This is a genomic window from Halobacillus shinanisalinarum (assembly GCF_022919835.1).
In the GTDB taxonomy this organism is placed as follows: domain Bacteria; phylum Bacillota; class Bacilli; order Bacillales; family Halobacillaceae; genus Halobacillus_A; species Halobacillus_A shinanisalinarum.
In genome coordinates, this window is sequence record NZ_CP095074.1 from 1,120,416 (window position 1) to 1,140,067 (window position 19,652).

Here is a 19,652-nt window from a genome sequence, read left to right on the forward strand (position 1 = left end):
AGATGCTACCCTTCTGTACCATATTTACGCTCGCCAAACCATTCTTCATAAATATCATCATACGTACCATTGTCCTTTAACGTTTGTAATGCCTTGTTTACATCTTCAACGAGTTCAGAGTCTTTAGGAAAAGCAATACCATACTGCTCACCTTGTAATATATCTCCAACCGTTTTCAACGTGCCGTCCGCATCATTTGCTACATAATATTTAACGTTAGGTACATCGTACATCACCGCATCAACACGACCTGTTTGAAGATCCATATAAGCCTCCACTATACCCGGAAAAGTGACTACCTCTGCGTCAGGATGATTCTCTTTTAAATAAGTTTCACTCGTGGTACCCGAACGTGTAGCCACCTTTTTACCCGCTAGGTCAGCTTCTGATTTAATCTCGTTATTGCTTTCCTGTACAGCTAGCATTAGACCTGCATCATAGTACGGATCCGAGAAGTCGATCGTTTCTTTACGCTCTTCCGTAATTGTCATCCCGGCAATACCGATGTCATAGCGTTCGGATTGCATCCCCGCTACAACTCCATCAAATTTCATCGATTCGATTTCAATATCAAAGCCTGCTTCCTTTGCAACTGCTTTAATTAAATCAATATCAAATCCTTCCATCTCTCCAGTCTCTTCATTCATAAACTCAAACGGAACAAAATTGTTGTCTGTAGCGACTGTGTATGTATCGCCCGACCCGAACATACTACATCCCGAGATCACGATTGCTACTAATAAACCAATCAACAATACACCTACACTTTTTCTAGTCATTTGTATTCCCCCTCTTAAAATTAGTAAAAATTACATATTATAAACGATTTACATAAGTGCTTTCTCTAATCTATACACACCCGATTACTTTAAGAACAATAAGTTGGAATACCTAATTGATCATCAGTAAAAAAACCCATGTTAACCTTCTAGTAGAAGGACTTGACGTGAGGTTATTATTCATTTCATAAAAAAAAACCGTTCTTTTAAAAGAACGGTTTTTCTCGTTAACTCACTATGCTATTTCAATGCTGGCCAAAGATCTTACTGTACAACCTTTTCTAAATCTTGTTTCAACAGTTCAATGCCTCTCGGGCTCAACACAAGCCCATTTGCAAACTCACGATTGTCATCGCTGATCTCTCCAGTAATGGCACATTCTTTACTCGCTTTATATTTTTTTAGAATAATTTTTTCATCCTCAACAAAAATTTCAAGCGGTGTCTTCTCTTCTACCTGTAACGTACGACGAAGCTCTTTCGGTATTACTATTCTTCCTAGTTCGTCTACCTTCCTTACTACACCTGTACTTTTCATCCATTTCATCCCCTAACACCTGTTAATAGTTTTATAGATTCTTTGTCTCAAAACTATATTTCTTTAGACCTCAGTTTAACATATCTTAAGCGTATGATGAATCAACTCATCTCCTGAACTATATTTAAATCAGTCTCTTAAAATTCTTGGTTCTAGCCATCTTTATTTATTAAATGGTTGCTTCTATATAGTTTAGGGTGTAAACTATATATTAGTTTAGGGCATGAACTAATTTTCAGGGAGGTCTAAAATGAACAAACGATTAGATGAGGCAGTAGATTTATTTAAAGAAGTAATGATTTTTGGTACAGAACGAATCATTAAATCGATTGAACATGAAATTTATGATTTCTATTCGCCTGAGCAGGTTCATATGCTGCAAATTCTATCCAAAGTAGAAAAAGCTTCGCCTGGAAGACTGGCAGAACTTCAAGGGGTCCATAAAAGTGCTGTTTCAAACAGGGTGAAAAAATTAACCCAAAATGGTCTCGTTAAAGTTATTGATTCGAAGGAAGATCAGCGGGGTAAGACCATTTCATTAACCGATGAAGGAAGAGATGTCATTCAGCAGTCAAATGAATTAATCTCAAATCATATAGAAGATCTGCTTCACGATGAACTTAAGAATTCCGAGATTGATGAGTTTATTCGCATATTCAATAAAGTAAAAACTATTTTGAAAGTCGAGGACGATTTAAAATGAAGGTTATATTGAGGTTTAAATGGCTCATTGCTATAGCCATGATTATATTAACTACCGTTTTGTTCATTGTTTCCCCTAATCTAACTAAACAAGCCGAAGAAGCAGGTACTCTGCAATTACCTGAAGATGCAGATTCACAAAAAGCCGCAGCAATTTTAGAAGAAGCTGGCGCAAACGATGAAACAATTTCACTTGTTTTCGCACTGGATGAACCAGCAAATGAAGACATGAAACAAACTATCACTTCCATTGCAGAACAAGTAAAGCAACTAGAAGGTCCGATTACTAATGTAGTCATGCCTTATGAAAATAAAGAAACCACTGAACAACTTGTGTCAAAGGATGAGAAAACGATCCTCGTTCCGATAACGGTTGATGGAACGAATGAGGAAATAAATGGGCTCGCTGATCAAATTAATTCAGATCTGTTACCAGATGACATAACAGCGTATGTTACAGGCCAAGCAATCATCAACCAGGATGTAAATGAAAGCAGTCAAGAAGGTCTTGAACGAACTGAAATTATTACCGTTGTTCTTATTTTTGTTCTGCTGCTAGCTGTGTTCCGTTCGATCATCACGCCATTTATTCCACTGGTAGCTGTTGGAGTCACTTATTTATTAAGTCAGTCAATCGTATCCTTTTTTATTGACTGGTTTGGTTTCCCTGTATCAAACTATACACAAATATTCCTGGTAGCTGTCTTGTTCGGAATTGGAACAGACTACTGTATTCTACTACTAAGTCGATATAAGGAAGAACTTACTCAAGGTCATTCCACTGAAACAGCGATTGTCAATACGTATAAAACAGCTGGTCGGACATTGCTTATTAGTGGCATTGCTGTTTTCATCGGTTTTGTGGCCATAGGGTTTGCGGAATTTACAATATTTAAATCAGCAGTAGGTGTAGCTGTTGGTATAGCCGTACTCATGATTGTCTTATGCACACTTGTCCCATTTTTCATGGCCGTTTTGAAAGAAAAGTTATTTTGGCCATCGAAAAAGTCCGCTTCACATAAGGACAGTAAACTGTGGACGTTACTCGGCCGCTTCTCTGTCTATCGACCTATCTGGTCATTAGTTATTGTTGCCATCATTACGGTTCCGTTTTTGCTCACTTATAACGGGCAATTGTCGTTCAATACAGTTGATGAAATCGGTGATGGCTATGACTCTGTTAAAGGATTAAATGCGATAGAAGAAGGATTTGGAAAAGGAGAATCGCTTCCATTAAACATTATTATTAAAAATGGTAATGACCTTGTTACTAGAGATGTCATCCCTTTTATTGAAGAATTGAGCTCAGAAATAACGAAAAATGAAAATGTTGACTCGATCCGTACCATTACAAGACCTACAGGAGAGGTTCTCGATGATTTGTATGCTGACAGTCAACTAAAGCAAGTAGCAGATGGATTACAACAATCACGTGAAGGCATTAAAGAGACCCAATCCGGACTATCGGACATTCAGTCAGGTCTGGAAAACATGTCAGCCCAGCTTCCTTCAGGTTCAAATGCTAATACAGGCGGACTAGGCGAAGCTGCAAATGCTCTTGGACAAGTGAATAATCAACTTACTGCGATTAACCAAAATCTTGAGCAGACAGGCAATGTAGCTCAGGCTTCCCAGCAATTAGCCCGAGTTCAGCAGCAGCTAGGACAAATCCAGCAATCTCTGGCTGGAGCTTCTTCCAGTACACAAGGGCAGGCTGCTCAAATTGGAGATTTAAAAAGCGGACTAGCGGAATTAGCCGAAGGAGTCGATGCTGCAAACGAAGGCTTAAATAAGATTGAATCTGGTCTAGGCGATGCAGAAGAAATTGTCAGTGCTATGGGAGAATCAAATTCTCTTCGTGAAACAGGTGTGTTTATTCCTGAGGGTACACTTGATAATGAAGACTTGAAGCCAGCCATTGACCGTTATTCTTTCGATAATGAACAAGGCATTATGCTTGAAGTTCTCTTAAACAATGATCCCTACTCTAAAGAGGCAATCGATACGACTGAAGCCATTAAAGAGACAGTAGAAGATCAAGTTAAAGGAACCCCTCTCGAAGATATGACTATAGCCTACAGTGGTATTTCAAGTACCAACGAGGATCTATCAGAAATATCCCAAGCTGATTTTACTAGAACGATGATTATTATGCTTGTCGGTTTATTCATCGTACTTACCGTCTTATTTCGATCAATGATCATGCCTATTTATATGATCGGGTCCTTATTGTTAACGTATTATACATCTGTTTCCATTGCAGAGAAAATATTTGTTAACCTATTAAACTATGATGGAATCACGTGGGCGGTGCCTTTCTTCGGGTTTGTCATGCTCGTCGCATTAGGTGTTGACTATTCTATCTTCCTACTCGACCGCTTCAATGAAGAGGCAAAACTAGATGTCAAAGAGGCCATGATGACTTCTATGGCGAAAATGGGGACGGTTGTTATTACGGCAGCAATTATACTCGCAGGTACATTTGGTGCCATGATGCCATCAGGGGTATTAAGCTTAATTCAAATTGCAACAATCGTGATTACAGGCCTGCTCCTATATGGATTAATTATCCTTCCATTACTCATTCCAGCTATTACGGTTTCTTTTGGTAATGGTGTATGGTGGCCGTTTAAACAAAGAAAAAATTAGGTTTAGAGACTCTCTTCTTAAGTAAATCACTTCAGAAGGGAGTCTTCACTCTTCTAATCCTCCCCAACTATTGCTCAATTTTGTTCTAAAGGATCTTTCAGTTCTTGATAAAAAAATCATAGCAGTCCTGACATAGTTCCATCCATGACGTTCTTCCATCCGTCACAGCTATAATGTCATGTTCATCCACCTGTTCTTTACACTTCCAGCAAGGTACAGTGTGGTTAGTTAAAGATTCTTTTTCAAATCTGCTCATATTTTCATAATGACTCATACCATTTGCTCCCCGTCATTTGATTCAATGTTTATAGCATAAGTATAGTGACCTCCCCATTAAATATCGACTCCCTATTATTGCATCTTCGCCCTAATATAACCTCTAACTCTATAGAAATCCCTAATATATAATCTGCTTTCCAAACTACATAGCCGAACGATTCACCAATAATGACACTTTTCCATCTTAAAATCCATATATTGGATAACCTGAGGTGGTAAATTATTTACATATGGATAAAGTTCTTTTTTTGGTGTCTTAGGGTTTTTCTATTATCTCTTTATAATAGAAAAAGGCCCCAACTATGGGACCTCTTCTAATTAAGAAGTATTTCGCTTATTTATAAATAAGCACTTTACCTACTGTTCCATCATGACTTTGTCCTGCTACACGGAACTTAAGCCCATGTTCTGGAACATCACGACCAGCATCAACCATTCCTTCGTTCAGATAGTTCGCACTATCCTCAAATAGCGGAGTGCGCTTCGTAAAGTTATCTTTCATTGTTCGATCACCATAATCAATGAACATTTTCTCAGTCTTATCTATACTAAAGGCAGCATCATGAATCTGATAACGAGTCGAAGCAGCTGTACCATCACTCCAGTTGAGTGTGTGCTGATCGGCATCTACTACACCAAGGAAGCCATCACCTGGGTGAATTCCTGTCCAGTTTTCAGTGTACTTATTATCCACATACCACACCACTAAACCTTCATCATATTCCATTAGACTGTTTCCGCGGCGAAGATTAGCAAGACCTCTATCTACACCGTTCTGGCTGCGCCATTCTAGTAAATAATAGTGTTCAGAAGTTTTCTTCCCATCAGATTTAGTAAAGCCGTTTAACTCGAAGCTGCTTTCGCCCTCTGCATCATCAAACACGACTTCTTCACCATCAGCTTGAACACTGATATCGTCTGCGTAGAATCCTGGCAAAATAGCTGCCGCATCTGTTTTGTACTTAAAGCCTACTTCCACTTCTTGTCCTGAATAGGCAGAAAGATCAAAGCTGACTTCTTTCCATCCTTCAGAAGATCCGGTAATTCCATTTCCAAGATTATTCCCATTTGGATTTTCATTAGTAGTAATGGCACCTTTGATTGGATCACCATTTACCGTCACATAAGCATAATCCCAATTGTTTTCAATGTCATACCAAGTTTGGAATGTCAGCTCTGCACTGGAAGCATTTGAGAGATCCACGGTTTTTGTCATCGTGTTTTCCAAACTATTGTCACTGCCACTAAAGTATTCATATTGACCACTAAACGGTTCATTAATGACGGTTTTCTTATCTGGCAATGTTACTTTGACAGCATCATTATTTTTTCCTTTTGTAATACCTTCATCCAGCAGTACTTCAAAGCCTTGCTTGGAAACCTCATCTGAACTGATTTCAGTACCCGTCAACCAGTTTCCGCCAGCTGTACCTTGAAGCATTTCTTTCGCATAAGGACTAAAACCTGTTGGCATCGTTCCAGGGATATCACCGGCCCAGCTTCCGCTTGCCATGATAGACCAATAGGCTACTGGTTCACCGGTACCTGAATACTGTGTGTCATATTCATCTGGGAGACCAAGGTCATGACCAAATTCATGCGCCATTACCCCAACTGCACCGTCTTCCGGCTCAATGGTGTAATCAAATGCAGCCATCTGTCCGCCCCATCTATCTACAGTTGCCTCTGTACCTTCAATTGGAGTAGGCTTTGCAAGACTCCAACGGTGAGACCAAATGGCATCTGAACCTAGTGATCCACCACCCGCTTCTTCACCTACACCGGAGTGGATAACCATTAGATGGTCTACTAGTCCGTCTGCTTCCAGATAGTTTCCATCACCATCAAGGTCATAGCGATCCCACTCATCAAAATTACTTAAATCCACATTTGGGTCTTGAGCTGCAGCGTTCAATGCTTCTTTAACAAGTCCACGAGCATTTACGTCACTTCCATCTGGAGCCGGATCATTTGCACCGTAAGCAGCAGCTGGTTTGTCAGCTTGGTACCATCCAGCAACAGTTCCTTCGACAGAATAACTCCCACCGGACTGTTGCTCATAATATTGCTGCATAGATACATAGTTTTTACCGTCTGGACCTGTCCAACCGCCATCACCAAACAACATATCTTCATAATGTTCTTTAGAATAGGCGTTCTCACCATCATAGTACATGTCTGTTTCACTTGCTGACATAGAATTATGTGGCTTATCCGGATATTCGACTAGTAAAACTAAAACATTATCAGTACGTTTTTCACCGTTCCATGCTTCTTCTTCTACTGAATTTACTTTGTTTTTCTTCGCTTTCCCCAATTTATTACCTTTACCATTCGTCATACTATTATTATTTGCATTATCTTGTAGTTTAGCACGATTCTCCTGCTTCTCTTTGGACAATTTTCCTTTATTGTCTTTTTTGGCTTTGTTAGAGGCAGCATCCGCTTTAGACTTTAGGTATTTATTCAATACCTCTTTTGCTTCAGCAGGTGAAGCATTCTTTGATAGTTTCCCGCTCTCTTTCAACATCTCAATTAATCTTTCATCATTCGCAATCGCGACATCAAAAGGTGAACCTCCCTTTTCATGTGCGTGTGACTTATGTACATCTGACTGAGCTTTACCAGGGCTTTCAAGAGCACTTGCGCTTAATGGTCCGAACGCTAGAGTCAGAGCCAGGGCTGAGGTAACAATTTTACTAGACTTTTTCAAAATTATTTCTCCCCTTTCAAGATTTAATGATATAAAATCACTATATACTAATATAGCAATTTATTCAGAATAATCAATCGTTTGAATAAAAACAATTTACAAATAATTAATATTACCTAAATTCCAATTTAAAGTATTAAAGTAATTTATAAGTAAATATAATTATGTAATAAACTTCCACCTCAGGTCATCCAATTTATGGATGACTTGAGGTGGAAGTTTTTGGATTGTCTCCAAATATAAAAGCCTGCTCATCTGGGCTACAGTAGCTCAAACAGCAGGCTTTTTTGGGAGTGCCTTATTCGACACCTTCATATGCAATCGGTAAAATGCCGAAAATGATAAGAAAGAAAGGAGTGATCCCGTAAATAGTGGGATCAGTAGGGGAAACATATATAGACTGATATAGAGGATAATCCCCGAACTGATCGCGACCGCAACAAACAACAGTGGACTCCCTATTGTAATCAAGAAAGAATGTTTGAATAAGGCGCCGATCTTCATATCATAATGCACAATGACAGATAAAAAGTTCAACATCCATACGAAAATGAGAATGCCCATAATCATAAATAGGTTCATTAATAATTCATTTCGGCTGGAAAAATAATAGATATCAGCGACTAGCACTCCCCATATAATGACAAAAATCAAACCACCGAAGAAACTAGTCTTATAATTTTCCTTATAGTAGTTGAAGAATGTCCGCGCATTGCCCGGATCCTCTTCTTTCCTAACCCATTCACGGGCCTTCGCAAAGAGCGCGGTAGTAGCAGGGAAGAACAAAAATGGCAACAGCACAATCAACGGAACCGTTAAATACAGAACCCCAGCATTATTTTCTAGGTATAATAAACTGAGAAGAAGAAGTCCGATCGGTAAGTTGTACAGTGCCCACAGCAAGTTTGACAGTGAAAATCGCATAATCCATTCACTAATTACATAAAACCCGCCCATAACACCTATATTGCTTCTCACGATCAATCTCCCCCTTCCGATAAAAACTAATTTACGCCCACCACATATCGGCAGGTGGTTCTTCAATAATAACAGCTTTCAAGTTTTTCACTGCTTGATTGAACCCTTCACTGATCGACATGATCGGATCTTCGTGCTCGATACTGATCACATGATCATAACCATATGTGCGAAGTGCACTTACAATATTAGACCACTCCTGTATTCCATGCCCATAACCGACCGAACGGAAACTCCAAGCACGCGTTTTGACTTCAGAATAGGGCTGCATGTCAGTCAGTCCATACATGTTAACGTTATCCTGGTCAATGTACGTGTCCTTCGCATGGAAATGATGAATCGCCCCGGCATTGCCCAATATTTTAATTGCAGCAACGGGATCGATCCCTTGCCACCAAAGATGACTTGGGTCAAGGTTAGCACCAATTGCATCACTTGTTGCTTCACGTAGTTTCAACATCGTATACGGTGTATGCACGAGGAAGCCTGCGTGCAACTCTAGCCCTACCTTAACACCATGTTGTTCAGCAAACTTACTTTGCTCTTTCCAATAGGGAATCAGCTTCTCATTCCATTGCCACTCTAATACGTCAGAGTACTCAGCTGGCCATGGAGTGACGGGCCAGTTCGGCGACGTATCCGCTTCGGATCCGCCTGGTGTTCCCGAAAACGTATTGACGACTGGTACATCAAGCAGGCTCGCTAATTTAACCGACTTAACAAAAGAATCGTGTGACTCCTGAGCAAATTTTTCATCTGGAGAAATCGGGTTTCCATGACAGCTGAACGCACTGATCGTCAACCCGCGAGAGTGAACTTTGTCCAGGAATTCGACGCGTTTCTCTTCGTTTTCAAGCAGTTCGTCCACGTTACAATGGGCGGTGCCCGGATAGCCCCCTGTGCCGATTTCGACGGCTTTGAGACCGGATTCTTTCACATGATCGAGCATGTCTTCAAATGATTTATCGGCAAAAAGCACTGTAAACACGCCTAATTTCATGACAATCTCCTCCATTCAAATTATGTTAGTTTAATACTTGAACCCGTTGCACTGCTTTTATAAATCGCTTCCATCAGTTGGGTCACCCTTAGTGCCTGTTCCGGTTTAACGACCAATTCCGACTCTCCTAAACAGCTATCTACAAAATTCTGCGCTTGTAAAAATCCTGGACTGAGCATACCTTCAGGAATCTTGGCTTCGGTATTCCAGACTGTTCCGTACTTCGTCTGATAAAGTGCAAATGGATAAACATCCATGCCGCCATCTACACCAGAAATACTTAATGTTGTATGATCTTCTTTGATGTTAGCCGCCCATGAGCATTCAAATTGCATGGATAGGCCATTTTCAAAAGCGATATAACTCGTTACATGGTCATCGACATTGAACGTTTCATGATCGAACGCTCCCCAATCATTCACTTGACCCGGTGTTTTGCTTAAACGATCATATGTCTTTCCGATGACTTCAACAGGTTTTGGGTCGTCTAGCAGCCATAAAGCCAAATCTAGCAAGTGACAGCCAAAATCAATTAAACTTCCTCCGCCTTGTAAGTCTTTATTCGTAAATACACCCCACCCCGGCACTTTACGACGACGCATCGCTTGGACGCGTGTCACTAGTGGATCGCCGATTTCGCCGTTAAAAATTGCTTCCTTTGCCAGCTTCGCCTCTTGAGTGTATCTGTAATGATAGGCGATCGATAGCAGACGATCATTCCGCTTGGATGCCTCTATCATAGCTTCACATTCTTCTGTCGTCATTGCCATTGGCTTTTCACACAGGACGTGAACGCCTGCATTAAGCGCAGCTACAGCAATTTCCGCGTGAAACTTGTTTGGTGTACAAATTGTCACGGCATCGACCACTTCAAAAAGCTGCTCATATTTTTCAAAAATATATGGGATCTCAAACATTGTCGCAACTGATTCAGCTCGCTCAATATTTATATCCTGGATCGCTGTCAGCTCTACTGTCTCCTTCATTCCGGCAAAAGCAGGGATATGCCGCTCCTGGGCAATCCCGCCAACACCGATCACTCCCATTTTCAATTTGCTCATACTACATCACTTCTCTAACTTTGAAATTTTACGTGTTTTACCTGATTCGAGTGCGGCCAAAATCACTTCCAGCGCACGTTTTCCTTCATGACCATCGATTAACGGCTGCTTATCATTCACTACGCAATCAACAAAATGATCGATCACGTGCGTATTCGTCTGACCACCCTCGTCATTTGACTGGATTTGGCCAAGCTCATATTTTACGACTTCTCCAGTAGCATACTGAGCAACAAGCGAGTGAACGGGGTCGTCTTCTAAACGCAATGTCGCCTTTTCGCCATAAATAATTGTTGAGTTATCCTCTTCAGGCTTGTATGCCCAGCTTGCTGTTAGCGTTCCGATTACGCCAGACTCAGTACGCAATATACAAACCGCATTATCATCGACGGTAATTCCTTCTTTTGCGTTATTCTCAATAAACCCAGCCACATCAACAAACTCTTCTCCCAACAGGTAGCGAAGCAAATCGGATTTATGTACACCAAGATCACCCATCGCACCGATGAAGGCCTGATCCTTTTTGAAGAACCAGCTATCCGCCCCATCTGCACTCCAGCCTTCTGGGCCGCCGTGGCCAAATGTTGTTCGGAAGCTGTAAACTTTTCCGAGATCCCCTGATTCGATTAACTGACGAGCCTTTTCATGGGAAGCAACAAATCGTTGGTTATGGGCGATCATTAGTTTCTTGTTATTACGTTCAGCTACTTCAATCATCTCTTCCGCTTCTTCACGTGATGTCGCCATCGGCTTTTCACATAAAACGTGTGCGCCTGCGTTCAATGCAGCAATCGATACCGGTGCATGCAAGTAGTTTGGCAGGCATACGCTAACGGCATCCACATCTTCTTTTTGCAAAAGATCCTCGTAATTCGTGTAAGAACGGGCACCAAACGCTTCCGCAGTCACCATGGCACGCTCTTCCACAATGTCACAAACTGCTATGATATCCACTTGATCATTCGCTTCATACTCCATCAAATGACGATTTTGTGCGATACTTCCACACCCGATAATTGCTACTTTCAAATTAACCATGCGATCTCCTCCTATTTTTCAGAAATATTCTCTAAGGGCTGGGAATTCCCATACACATTCTTCGGCGTACCATCATTATTGGCCCACTTCACACCATTTTGTATCACCTTTTGTACATCTTTATGATAGTACGTCGGATACGTTTCATGACCTGGACGGAAGTAGAAGACCTTACCACGGCCACGCTTGAACGTCGCCCCGCTACGGAACACCTCGCCACCCTCAAACCAACTTACAAAGACAAGTTCATCAGGTGTCGGAATATCAAAATGTTCTCCATACATTTCTTCCTTTTCGATCTCAATATATTCGCCAATCCCCTCTGTGATCGGATGCGTCGGATCTACCACCCACATACGCTCACGATCATCAGCCTCACGCCATTTCAAATCACATGTCGTACCCATCAGCTTTTTGAATATTTTGGAAAAATGGCCAGAATGCAAGACAACGAGGCCCATCCCATCTAAGACACGTTGTTTCACTCTTTCAGCGACTTCATCTTTCACCTCGTCATGAGCTTTATGTCCCCACCAGACTAATACGTCCGTATTGGCAAGTACCTCATCCGTCAAGCCGTGCTCTTCTTCATCAAGTGTCGCGGTTTTAACAACGTGGTCCTCCCCTTCAAGGAATTCTGCTATACATGTATGAATCCCTTCAGGATAAATGTCTGTAACGACTGGATTTTCTTTTTCATGGCGATATTCGTTCCATACTGTAATGTTCATTGTATTCGCTCCTTTTTAGTTATTATAGTGGCAAACGTTTGCATCTTTTCGCATAGGAAAAAAGCGTATGTACTCAAAAACCAGCTAGGTCTTTTTTAATACAAGATTCTCTTTCTACAATTGTTGTTGGTACAATTACGCTTCGCTTTAGCATCTTAGGATCATGCAGCAATTGAATTAAACTCTGGCCGGATTCATATCCCAGCTGGTAAGAGTTCGTATCTACCGTCGTTAGTGGCGGATTCGACAATTTAGCAATCATCGTATTATTAAATCCTATTATGCTTACTTCTTCTGGCATTTTAATGTTTCGTTCTTGCAATGTCGCCATAACTTTCAAAGCATTAAAATCATCTGTAATCACTAAGGCAGTAGGTGGTTCAGACAAGTCCATCAATTCATTGATGATCTGTGTGCTATCTCCATTTTCAATTTCTATATTCCTTAAATAGCTCTCAGGTAAATTCAGCTTGTGTTCGTTTGCAGCATATTTGAAACCTTCTAGACGTGCATTAGCTACCTCGAAATGAGAATCCCCACCGATGAAACCGATTTTTTCATGGCCAAGATTCACTAAAAAGTTGGTCGCATTCCGAGAGGCTTGGACGTTGTCATTGTCTACATACATCACATTGGATGAATCGACGAGTGGCTTTCCAATCATCACAAACGGAAAATCATGTTCCATTAAATAAGGAACCACTTTATCATCCTTTTTAGAATAAAGGACAATAATTCCATCTACCCTCTTTCCCTGGACCATTTTGACCACATCATTATAAATCGCTTCCTCTGACTCACCCGTTGTCAGATTGATACCGTAATCATTTTCATTACATGCCCTGCTGATCCCACGCAGTAATTCTGAGAAGAAAGGGTTTTCAAATGAATGACTCGACGAATTCTTCATAACAATACCAATCGTTTGTGTAGATTGGCTGACAAGTACGCGAGCATTAAAATTAAGATGGTACCCCATCTCTTCCATAACTTTGCGTACTTTACGTTTCGTTTTTTCGCTAATTCTCGGATTATTTGAAATAACACGGGAGACCGTGGACGGAGCCACGTTCGCCTGTTTTGCAACATCTTTAATTGTGACCGACACGTTCATCTACTCCTCTAATCATATTAGCCCGGACTTACTTGACAGCGCCTTCAGAAACGCCCTTGATAATTTGCTTCTGAGCAAAAAAGTAACCGATGATGACCGGAATGATCGCAATCGTCAGCCCTGCCAGCGCTAAATGCCATTGCTTCGTATACTGACCGAAGAAATAGAACATTTTCAGTGGGATCGTTGCATTGGCTTCACTCAGTACAAGTGATGGAAGTAAGTAATCGTTCCAAATCCAAATGACGTTCAATATACCTACTGTAACACTAATCGGTTTTAGTAGGGGGAAAATAATGTACCAAAATAACTGAAAACGGTTGGCGCCATCAATAATAGCTGCTTCATCCATCGTTTTAGATACGCCTGTCATTGCTCCGTGGTACAGAAAGATTGATAAACTACATCCAAAACCGAGATACATGAAAATCAAACCGCCGGCATTCAACATGTTCGCCTGACCAAAGATCGATACAAGTGGAATCATGACTGATTGGAACGGAATCAGCATGGCGGCGACGAAAATAAAGAAAATAATGCCGCTAAGCTTACTCTTATTACGTGCTAACGCATAACCTGCCATCGAAGAGAACAAGATGATGACAAGGATACTCAGCCCCGTAATCAACACAGAGTTAAATAAAGACTTTAAGAACTCAAGATCAATAAAAGCTTGTACAAAGTTTTCAAAGGCGAGTGATTCAGGTAATCCTAAAACACCGCCAAAAATTTCCCTCTTTGTTTTAAAGGCATTGACGAGCATAAGATAGAACGGTGCTATCCACAATAATCCTAATACAATACCAAGGATTTCGATTGAGAATAAATTCCGTTTTTCTTTGTTTTTCTTCATTACATCTCAACCTCCCGCTTCTTATTATAGTACACCTGTGTCAGCGCAATGACAGCTACGATGAAGAAGAAAATAACCGCTTTCGCTTGAGCATAAGCCATCTGATGGTCTGAGAATGCGGTTCGAACAATTTCCATCGCTACCATTTGCGTGGAGTTAAAAGGCCCTCCGTTTGTCAGTGACAAGTTTTGATCATAGATCTTGAAGGCCATGGATAGCGTTAAGAACATGCTGACTGTAAAAGCAGGGGCTACAAGCGGGAAAGTAATATTTTTAAATCGCTGGAATCCATTCGCTCCATCGATTTTTGCCGCTTCAATCAAGTCTTTCGGAATATTTTCCAAGTAAGCAATGTAAATGATCATAATATAACCGGCCATTTGCCATGCCGTTAAAATAACTAGACCCCAGAAACCAGTACCCGTTGTTGAAAGCCAGCCCTGCAAATTCTCGATGCCAAATAGTGTTCCTATATCATCAAAAACACTGACGAAAATAAACTGCCAGATAAATCCTAGAATGAGACCGCCAATTAAGTTAGGCATGAAGAATACGGTTCTAAGTAAGTTATTGGTTTTTATGTTACGGGTTACAAGCAGTGCAAGTCCAAGTCCAAAAAAATTGAGAAGAATAACTGTAATGACCGCAAATTTAACTGTAAACCATATGGAATCCATGAACTCATCTTCTTGAAATAGATTGATATAATGTTCAAATCCTAAAAACTTTGTCGCTGTAATTCCATTCCAGTCTGTAAAGGAAAAAATGAACCCATAAATAAACGGAATGACTACGACAATCCCCAATCCTAAAATAACTGGTGTGAGAAAAAGCCAAAACCATATACTGCGATTTTGCATGTGCACGCCCTCCAATGCTGATACAATAACTTTTTATAAGCTAATGCATGTGGGTATGATATCGATTTCAGTAATTCTTTAAAATAAAACATCTCATCTATTAGACTTCTTCCTATTCTAATAGAGAGACGTTAATTGATTGCTGACAAGAAAGTCTCATCCCCCTTGTCAGCACTTATCATTTCTTACTTGCGAGATTCCTCCCAATCTTCTTTCGATTGTTTTATTACTTCTTCCCATGAGATGTTCCCTGCGATATATTCTTGTGCAGCTACACCAAAAGCACCTTCAGTCCAACCAACGGGCGCCCCTAGGAATACCCATCCCAACGTATTTCCTTCTTTTACATATTCATAAATTTCTTTGGAAATCGGATCCGCGATTTCTAGATCTTCGTAACCTTCGTAAGCAGGAATGAACTTAAACTTTTCAGTTACAAATTTCTTACCTGTCTCGGAAGTGTACATCCAGTCCAAAAATTCTTTACTAGCTTGTACCACTTCATCCTCTGACTTTTTATTCACTACCCAATAGTTCGGTACGCCTACAGGAATGCTTCCCTCATACCCCTCTACAGGTATTGGCAGAAGTCCGACATTGTTTTGAGCGAATTCTTCATCCATTGATGCAATCGTGTTATATACCCAGTTCCCTTGTTGGATCATTGCAACCTTACCTAGGGAAAAATACTCTTCCACCTGTTGAGAGTAGTCTAAACTCAACGTCGGTTGCACAGAATATTTATTCTGTAAATCAAGGAAGCGTTTCAATTGATCACCCATTGCGAACTCAACCGTATCTGCATTATAGGCTTCCATTACATCATGATTAAATTCATCAGCCAAGTAGGTGTTCGCCATGTGGTTCCCCATTACCCACTTTTCTTTAGCCGGGAAGGCAAATGGTGCTTTGATTCCAAGCTCGTCCTTTTTACTATCAAGCGTTTCAACAGCCTTTTTCAATTCTTCAAATGTTTTGATCTCATCCGGGTTGATTCCTGCTTCTTCAAAAACTTTCTTATTGTAAAGCAAACCGTAACCTTCTTGGTTATACGGAAGTCCTAAGACTTGGCCGTCTCTTTTGACACTTGTAAGCGTACCATCAAGTGCAGCATCTGCAGCCTTTGTATCTGAAAGATCAGCTAAATACTCTTCATATTCGTCAACATCTGTCGGACCGCCGATATTGAAAATATCTGGCTCTTCACCGGAAGAGAAAGACGTTTTCAAGGAAGCCCCATAATCATTACCTCCGCCAACTGTTTTAACATTAATATTTACATCCGGATTTTCTTCCTCATACATGGCAACTAGTTCTTCAAATTGCTCTTTGAACTCTACTTTAAACTGGAATACATCTACCGTTACAGCATCTTCCGAACCACTACTTGCTTCCTCATCACCAGAAGAAAACGAGCACCCTGTTAACGCAACGCTAGATGCCAACAACGCAGCAGCTATTCCTGAATAAAATTTCTTCATCTGTTCCACTCCCTAGTATGATTTAATCAATGAATGAATGCGCTTCCATAATCCACTAAAAATTTTTGTTAGCGTCGATGCCTAAAATGCATACGTTTGCGCTTTGTTGTAAACAACGTCCTTTATGTATCACGAGAACGTCTATTAGAGAATAAATAAGATATCAATTACAATTCGTGAATACGTTTGCACAAAATTCATTAAACAAATCATATCACGGGGGTTACGGTCTGGCAACCTAATTTTTCAGAATTTTATTTACCCTGTGCTTAAAAGCCCTTTGGACCAAGGGGGAGCATCGATCAACAGTAGATTCTAAAAGTTAAATTATATATCTTTTAGATTGTTCTCTAACGTACTGCCATTCATCCCTACCTCAGCATGATTGTTTCCTAACGTTTTTTTGTACTAAAATAGAGTCCATTATCAGTTTATGGACTCTACCTATTTATATTAATCTTCACATAGGAGAGTAACGTAATTATAAAAAACTAGTAAACTCTTGCATGCGTCCGATAAAATCAAGCGCAAATGTGCGTACGATGAAATAGGCAATTAACATAATAACAGCACTCGTACCTACACTCCAATAGATATTTCTTGTCTCATGGGGACTATTCACACCGTAATGATAGACCACAATCGCTGGCAAAATGAAAACAGTGAATACAAGAGATGCGTATAAGGCTGCCAGCGTGAATCCAATTGAACCGCTGATTCCAAAAAGAATAGCCATACTATTTAATGCTGTAAATGGTATGATTAATCCTCCATATTGAGCAATAACTTTTTGAAATGAGAGATTTATGTTCATCATTTTAATGGCCGCAATCATCGTAATTGTAGCAGCAGCTATGAATAGAAGGACAAAGAGAAAGATTGGTGATGCCATCTTAAAGAATGGAAGAGATTGCTGCACATTTGGCTCACCCATGAATGAACTGAATCCTCCTATGGTTAACTGATATAATTTATTGGCTAGAAAATAAAGACTTAACGTAAAGGCTATGATATAAATTGCCATCGTAATCAGCCCTGAAACGAATTGGTTTTCTGTCGATGAAAATGCGCCCGACGGCCGTTTCAGCAGCTGCAGGGCATGTTTCCCAAACTGACGGGAGGCGTGTTTCGCCTTTGCCATATTATCGGATTGGGCAATGGTTTCAGCGGCTTGGGCCTGTTGCTGCTGCTCTTGTTGACGTTGAGCAAGGTCTTCCGATCGATGTGCTTGCTGCTCCGTTGAAATCTCTGCACCACAGACGCCGCAATACTTCCCTGATTCCTGTTCATGATTACAATTTGTACAGATCATGTTATGACTTCCTTCCCTAATTAAAGTTCATTGCGATTCGTTTCATTAATATCAATTTTCTTAATTTGATAACCTTTTTCGTGTGTAACAACTGTATAGATTTTTTCGCGTTCGTAATCGATTTGATCGCCTAGATGGTTTGTAAATAGAAACTTTTCATTGGTAAATACCTTAAACAGACCCTTTTTGACCTGCTCAGCTCCTGTAATAAAGTTTTCGGTAAAGTCATACGTATAATCTTCATCTTTTAAATCCCCAATATATTCGGACAATCCAATATCTGCATCGCTTCCATCTAATAAGTACTCTTCAATATACGAGTAATCACGCTCATTCAAGGAAAATTCGTATGCATCCCTAAAACCCAATACAAATTCTCCTGCAGCGTCCACGGTAAATTCCTCACCTGTTTTTACTGCCTCTTTCCCTTCTTCTTTCATAACAGGAAGTTCAAATGCAAAATGATAATTTCCGAAGTCATCTCCGTCTTCCGTGATCGGTTCCGATTTTATCGTTTCGCCATCAGGAGTCTTCCATTCGGCATGCATGGATACTTCCTTACCTTTAGGGAAAGGGCCGAGTGCTTCAAACTCTTCTACTGTTTTCTTTGTACTTTCTCCATTAACAAACAAAGTGGCTCCGTCTACATCTGACGTGGGCCAAGCGTTAGATTCAGGAAAATTTAATTGGGTTTGGCTTTCCTGAGAAGTAACCGTAATCTCTTCCGCCATCGTAATTTCACCAAAAGCATTTGTCATCGTCCCAGTCACTTCGTATGTGCCTGGATAGGCTTTAAAAGGCTTACTAGGCTCATTCGCTTTTTCAACTTTAATGTTGATATCCTCAATAGCAAAGGCAGAGTGATCATAATTTGATGTAATCGAAACATGGAAAGGGAGGGCCTCAATTTCATATGTAGTATAAAGTCCTAAAGCGATGTCATTTTTCTTCACAATAAAACGCTCATGACCATGACTATCTGTAACGGTTTGGTCAAAATCACCGACTCCATCCTCCAGGTGTACCATAAATTGTTCCCGCATCGCCTCCCAATCAGCATTTGCAAGTGAACTCACATATTCTTCAGAATTCATAAGTGCCTCTTCATCAATCGTGACATAATCTAAGAAAGTATCGCTATTTTGCTCAGACACCGCACGATCCATCGCTTTAATTTGTTTGATCGGATCTAAGAATGATGAAAGGGCAAAATGCGCTCCGAATAATAGTATTACTACTCCAACAAAGATCCCTATCAAAACCCTTGACCTTTTCGACATTGTCTTCTCTGAGGTGGTGACCTTCTTACTGTTTGTTTCAGTTTTCTTCGTTGTACCTGTCTGTTTTGTTCCACAAGATGTACAATACTGTTCTCCTTCTGCTAAAGAGTTTCCACATTGTTTACAATAGGACAAATGATCCACACCCTTCCTCTCTGAAACGCAGATTCCGCCTCTAAAATTAGGCACATAGCATTTATGTATGCTTATCAATCTAATATTATAGCAATTTTATAAGAAAAAGTATTCTATATGTATTACTTATGACCCTCCCTCCCCACTCCA

At 40.4% G+C, this 19,652-nt stretch carries 17 protein-coding genes; 2 read left to right on the top strand and 15 right to left on the bottom strand.

The genetic code is table 11. The features are described from left to right. Nucleotides 1-5 precede the first annotated feature (5 nt). Together MUO14_RS05840 and MUO14_RS05845 are read right to left on the bottom strand one after the other, a co-directional pair. Nucleotides 6-779, bottom strand: a complete 774-nt coding sequence (locus tag MUO14_RS05840; protein ID WP_244754167.1) for a glutamine ABC transporter substrate-binding protein — start codon at nucleotides 777-779, stop codon at nucleotides 6-8. Between the two features lie 264 nt (nucleotides 780-1,043). Beyond that, on the bottom strand, nucleotides 1,044-1,316 hold the full coding sequence (locus MUO14_RS05845) for an AbrB/MazE/SpoVT family DNA-binding domain-containing protein (RefSeq protein WP_244754169.1): 273 nt from the start codon (nucleotides 1,314-1,316) through the stop codon (nucleotides 1,044-1,046). A 250-nt stretch (nucleotides 1,317-1,566) separates the two neighbouring features. Between MUO14_RS05845 and MUO14_RS05850 the strand changes: the two genes are divergently transcribed. Both MUO14_RS05850 and MUO14_RS05855 read left to right on the top strand, forming a co-directional pair. Then, nucleotides 1,567-2,019, top strand: a complete 453-nt coding sequence (locus tag MUO14_RS05850; RefSeq protein WP_244754174.1) for a MarR family winged helix-turn-helix transcriptional regulator — start codon at nucleotides 1,567-1,569, stop codon at nucleotides 2,017-2,019. Further along, on the top strand, nucleotides 2,016-4,667 hold the full coding sequence (locus tag MUO14_RS05855) for an MMPL family transporter (protein WP_244754176.1): 2,652 nt from the start codon (nucleotides 2,016-2,018) through the stop codon (nucleotides 4,665-4,667). The genes MUO14_RS05850 and MUO14_RS05855 overlap by 4 nt, the downstream gene beginning before the upstream one ends. Nucleotides 4,668-4,764: 97 nt before the next feature. On the opposite strand, the gene MUO14_RS05860 is transcribed toward MUO14_RS05855, so the two are convergent. The 13 genes from MUO14_RS05860 to MUO14_RS05920 all read right to left on the bottom strand — a co-directional run bounded on the left by MUO14_RS05860 (nucleotide 4,765) and on the right by MUO14_RS05920 (nucleotide 19,511). Next, nucleotides 4,765-4,941 carry a DUF7685 domain-containing protein gene (locus MUO14_RS05860; protein ID WP_244754177.1) on the bottom strand — a complete coding sequence of 59 codons (177 nt, stop codon included), beginning with the start codon at nucleotides 4,939-4,941 and terminating at the stop codon, nucleotides 4,765-4,767. Between the two features lie 339 nt (nucleotides 4,942-5,280). Then, entirely contained in the window at nucleotides 5,281-7,659 is a 2,379-nt protein-coding gene (locus tag MUO14_RS05865; protein WP_244754179.1) for an immune inhibitor A domain-containing protein, read from the bottom strand. A gap of 270 nt (nucleotides 7,660-7,929) precedes the next feature. Beyond that, nucleotides 7,930-8,637, bottom strand: coding sequence for a YesL family protein (locus MUO14_RS05870; protein WP_244754180.1), 708 nt, complete (start codon nucleotides 8,635-8,637; stop codon nucleotides 7,930-7,932). A gap of 31 nt (nucleotides 8,638-8,668) precedes the next feature. Further along, nucleotides 8,669-9,637: a sugar phosphate isomerase/epimerase family protein gene (locus tag MUO14_RS05875; protein WP_244754181.1), complete on the bottom strand. Its 969-nt coding sequence runs from the start codon at nucleotides 9,635-9,637 to the stop codon at nucleotides 8,669-8,671. Between the two features lie 20 nt (nucleotides 9,638-9,657). Next, on the bottom strand, nucleotides 9,658-10,698 hold the full coding sequence (locus MUO14_RS05880; RefSeq protein WP_244754183.1) for a Gfo/Idh/MocA family protein: 1,041 nt from the start codon (nucleotides 10,696-10,698) through the stop codon (nucleotides 9,658-9,660). A gap of 6 nt (nucleotides 10,699-10,704) precedes the next feature. Beyond that, a complete protein-coding gene (locus tag MUO14_RS05885; RefSeq protein ID WP_244754185.1) occupies nucleotides 10,705-11,736 on the bottom strand; it encodes a Gfo/Idh/MocA family protein in 1,032 nt (343 codons plus the stop codon). 11 nt (nucleotides 11,737-11,747) lie between these two features. After that, nucleotides 11,748-12,467: a ThuA domain-containing protein gene (locus tag MUO14_RS05890; RefSeq protein WP_244754186.1), complete on the bottom strand. Its 720-nt coding sequence runs from the start codon at nucleotides 12,465-12,467 to the stop codon at nucleotides 11,748-11,750. Between the two features lie 73 nt (nucleotides 12,468-12,540). Beyond that, entirely contained in the window at nucleotides 12,541-13,575 is a 1,035-nt protein-coding gene (locus MUO14_RS05895; RefSeq protein ID WP_244754188.1) for a LacI family DNA-binding transcriptional regulator, read from the bottom strand. A gap of 34 nt (nucleotides 13,576-13,609) precedes the next feature. After that, a complete protein-coding gene (locus tag MUO14_RS05900) occupies nucleotides 13,610-14,434 on the bottom strand; it encodes a carbohydrate ABC transporter permease (RefSeq protein WP_244754190.1) in 825 nt (274 codons plus the stop codon). Further along, nucleotides 14,434-15,294: a carbohydrate ABC transporter permease gene (locus MUO14_RS05905; RefSeq protein ID WP_244754192.1), complete on the bottom strand. Its 861-nt coding sequence runs from the start codon at nucleotides 15,292-15,294 to the stop codon at nucleotides 14,434-14,436. The genes MUO14_RS05900 and MUO14_RS05905 overlap by 1 nt, the downstream gene beginning before the upstream one ends. 185 nt (nucleotides 15,295-15,479) lie before the next feature. Next, on the bottom strand, nucleotides 15,480-16,775 hold the full coding sequence (locus MUO14_RS05910; RefSeq protein ID WP_244754194.1) for an ABC transporter substrate-binding protein: 1,296 nt from the start codon (nucleotides 16,773-16,775) through the stop codon (nucleotides 15,480-15,482). Between the two features lie 481 nt (nucleotides 16,776-17,256). Beyond that, nucleotides 17,257-18,087, bottom strand: a complete 831-nt coding sequence (locus tag MUO14_RS05915; RefSeq protein ID WP_244754196.1) for a DUF6574 domain-containing protein — start codon at nucleotides 18,085-18,087, stop codon at nucleotides 17,257-17,259. A 20-nt stretch (nucleotides 18,088-18,107) separates the two neighbouring features. Continuing rightward, nucleotides 18,108-19,511, bottom strand: a complete 1,404-nt coding sequence (locus MUO14_RS05920) for a TcaA NTF2-like domain-containing protein (protein WP_244754198.1) — start codon at nucleotides 19,509-19,511, stop codon at nucleotides 18,108-18,110. Nucleotides 19,512-19,652: the final 141 nt, after the last annotated feature.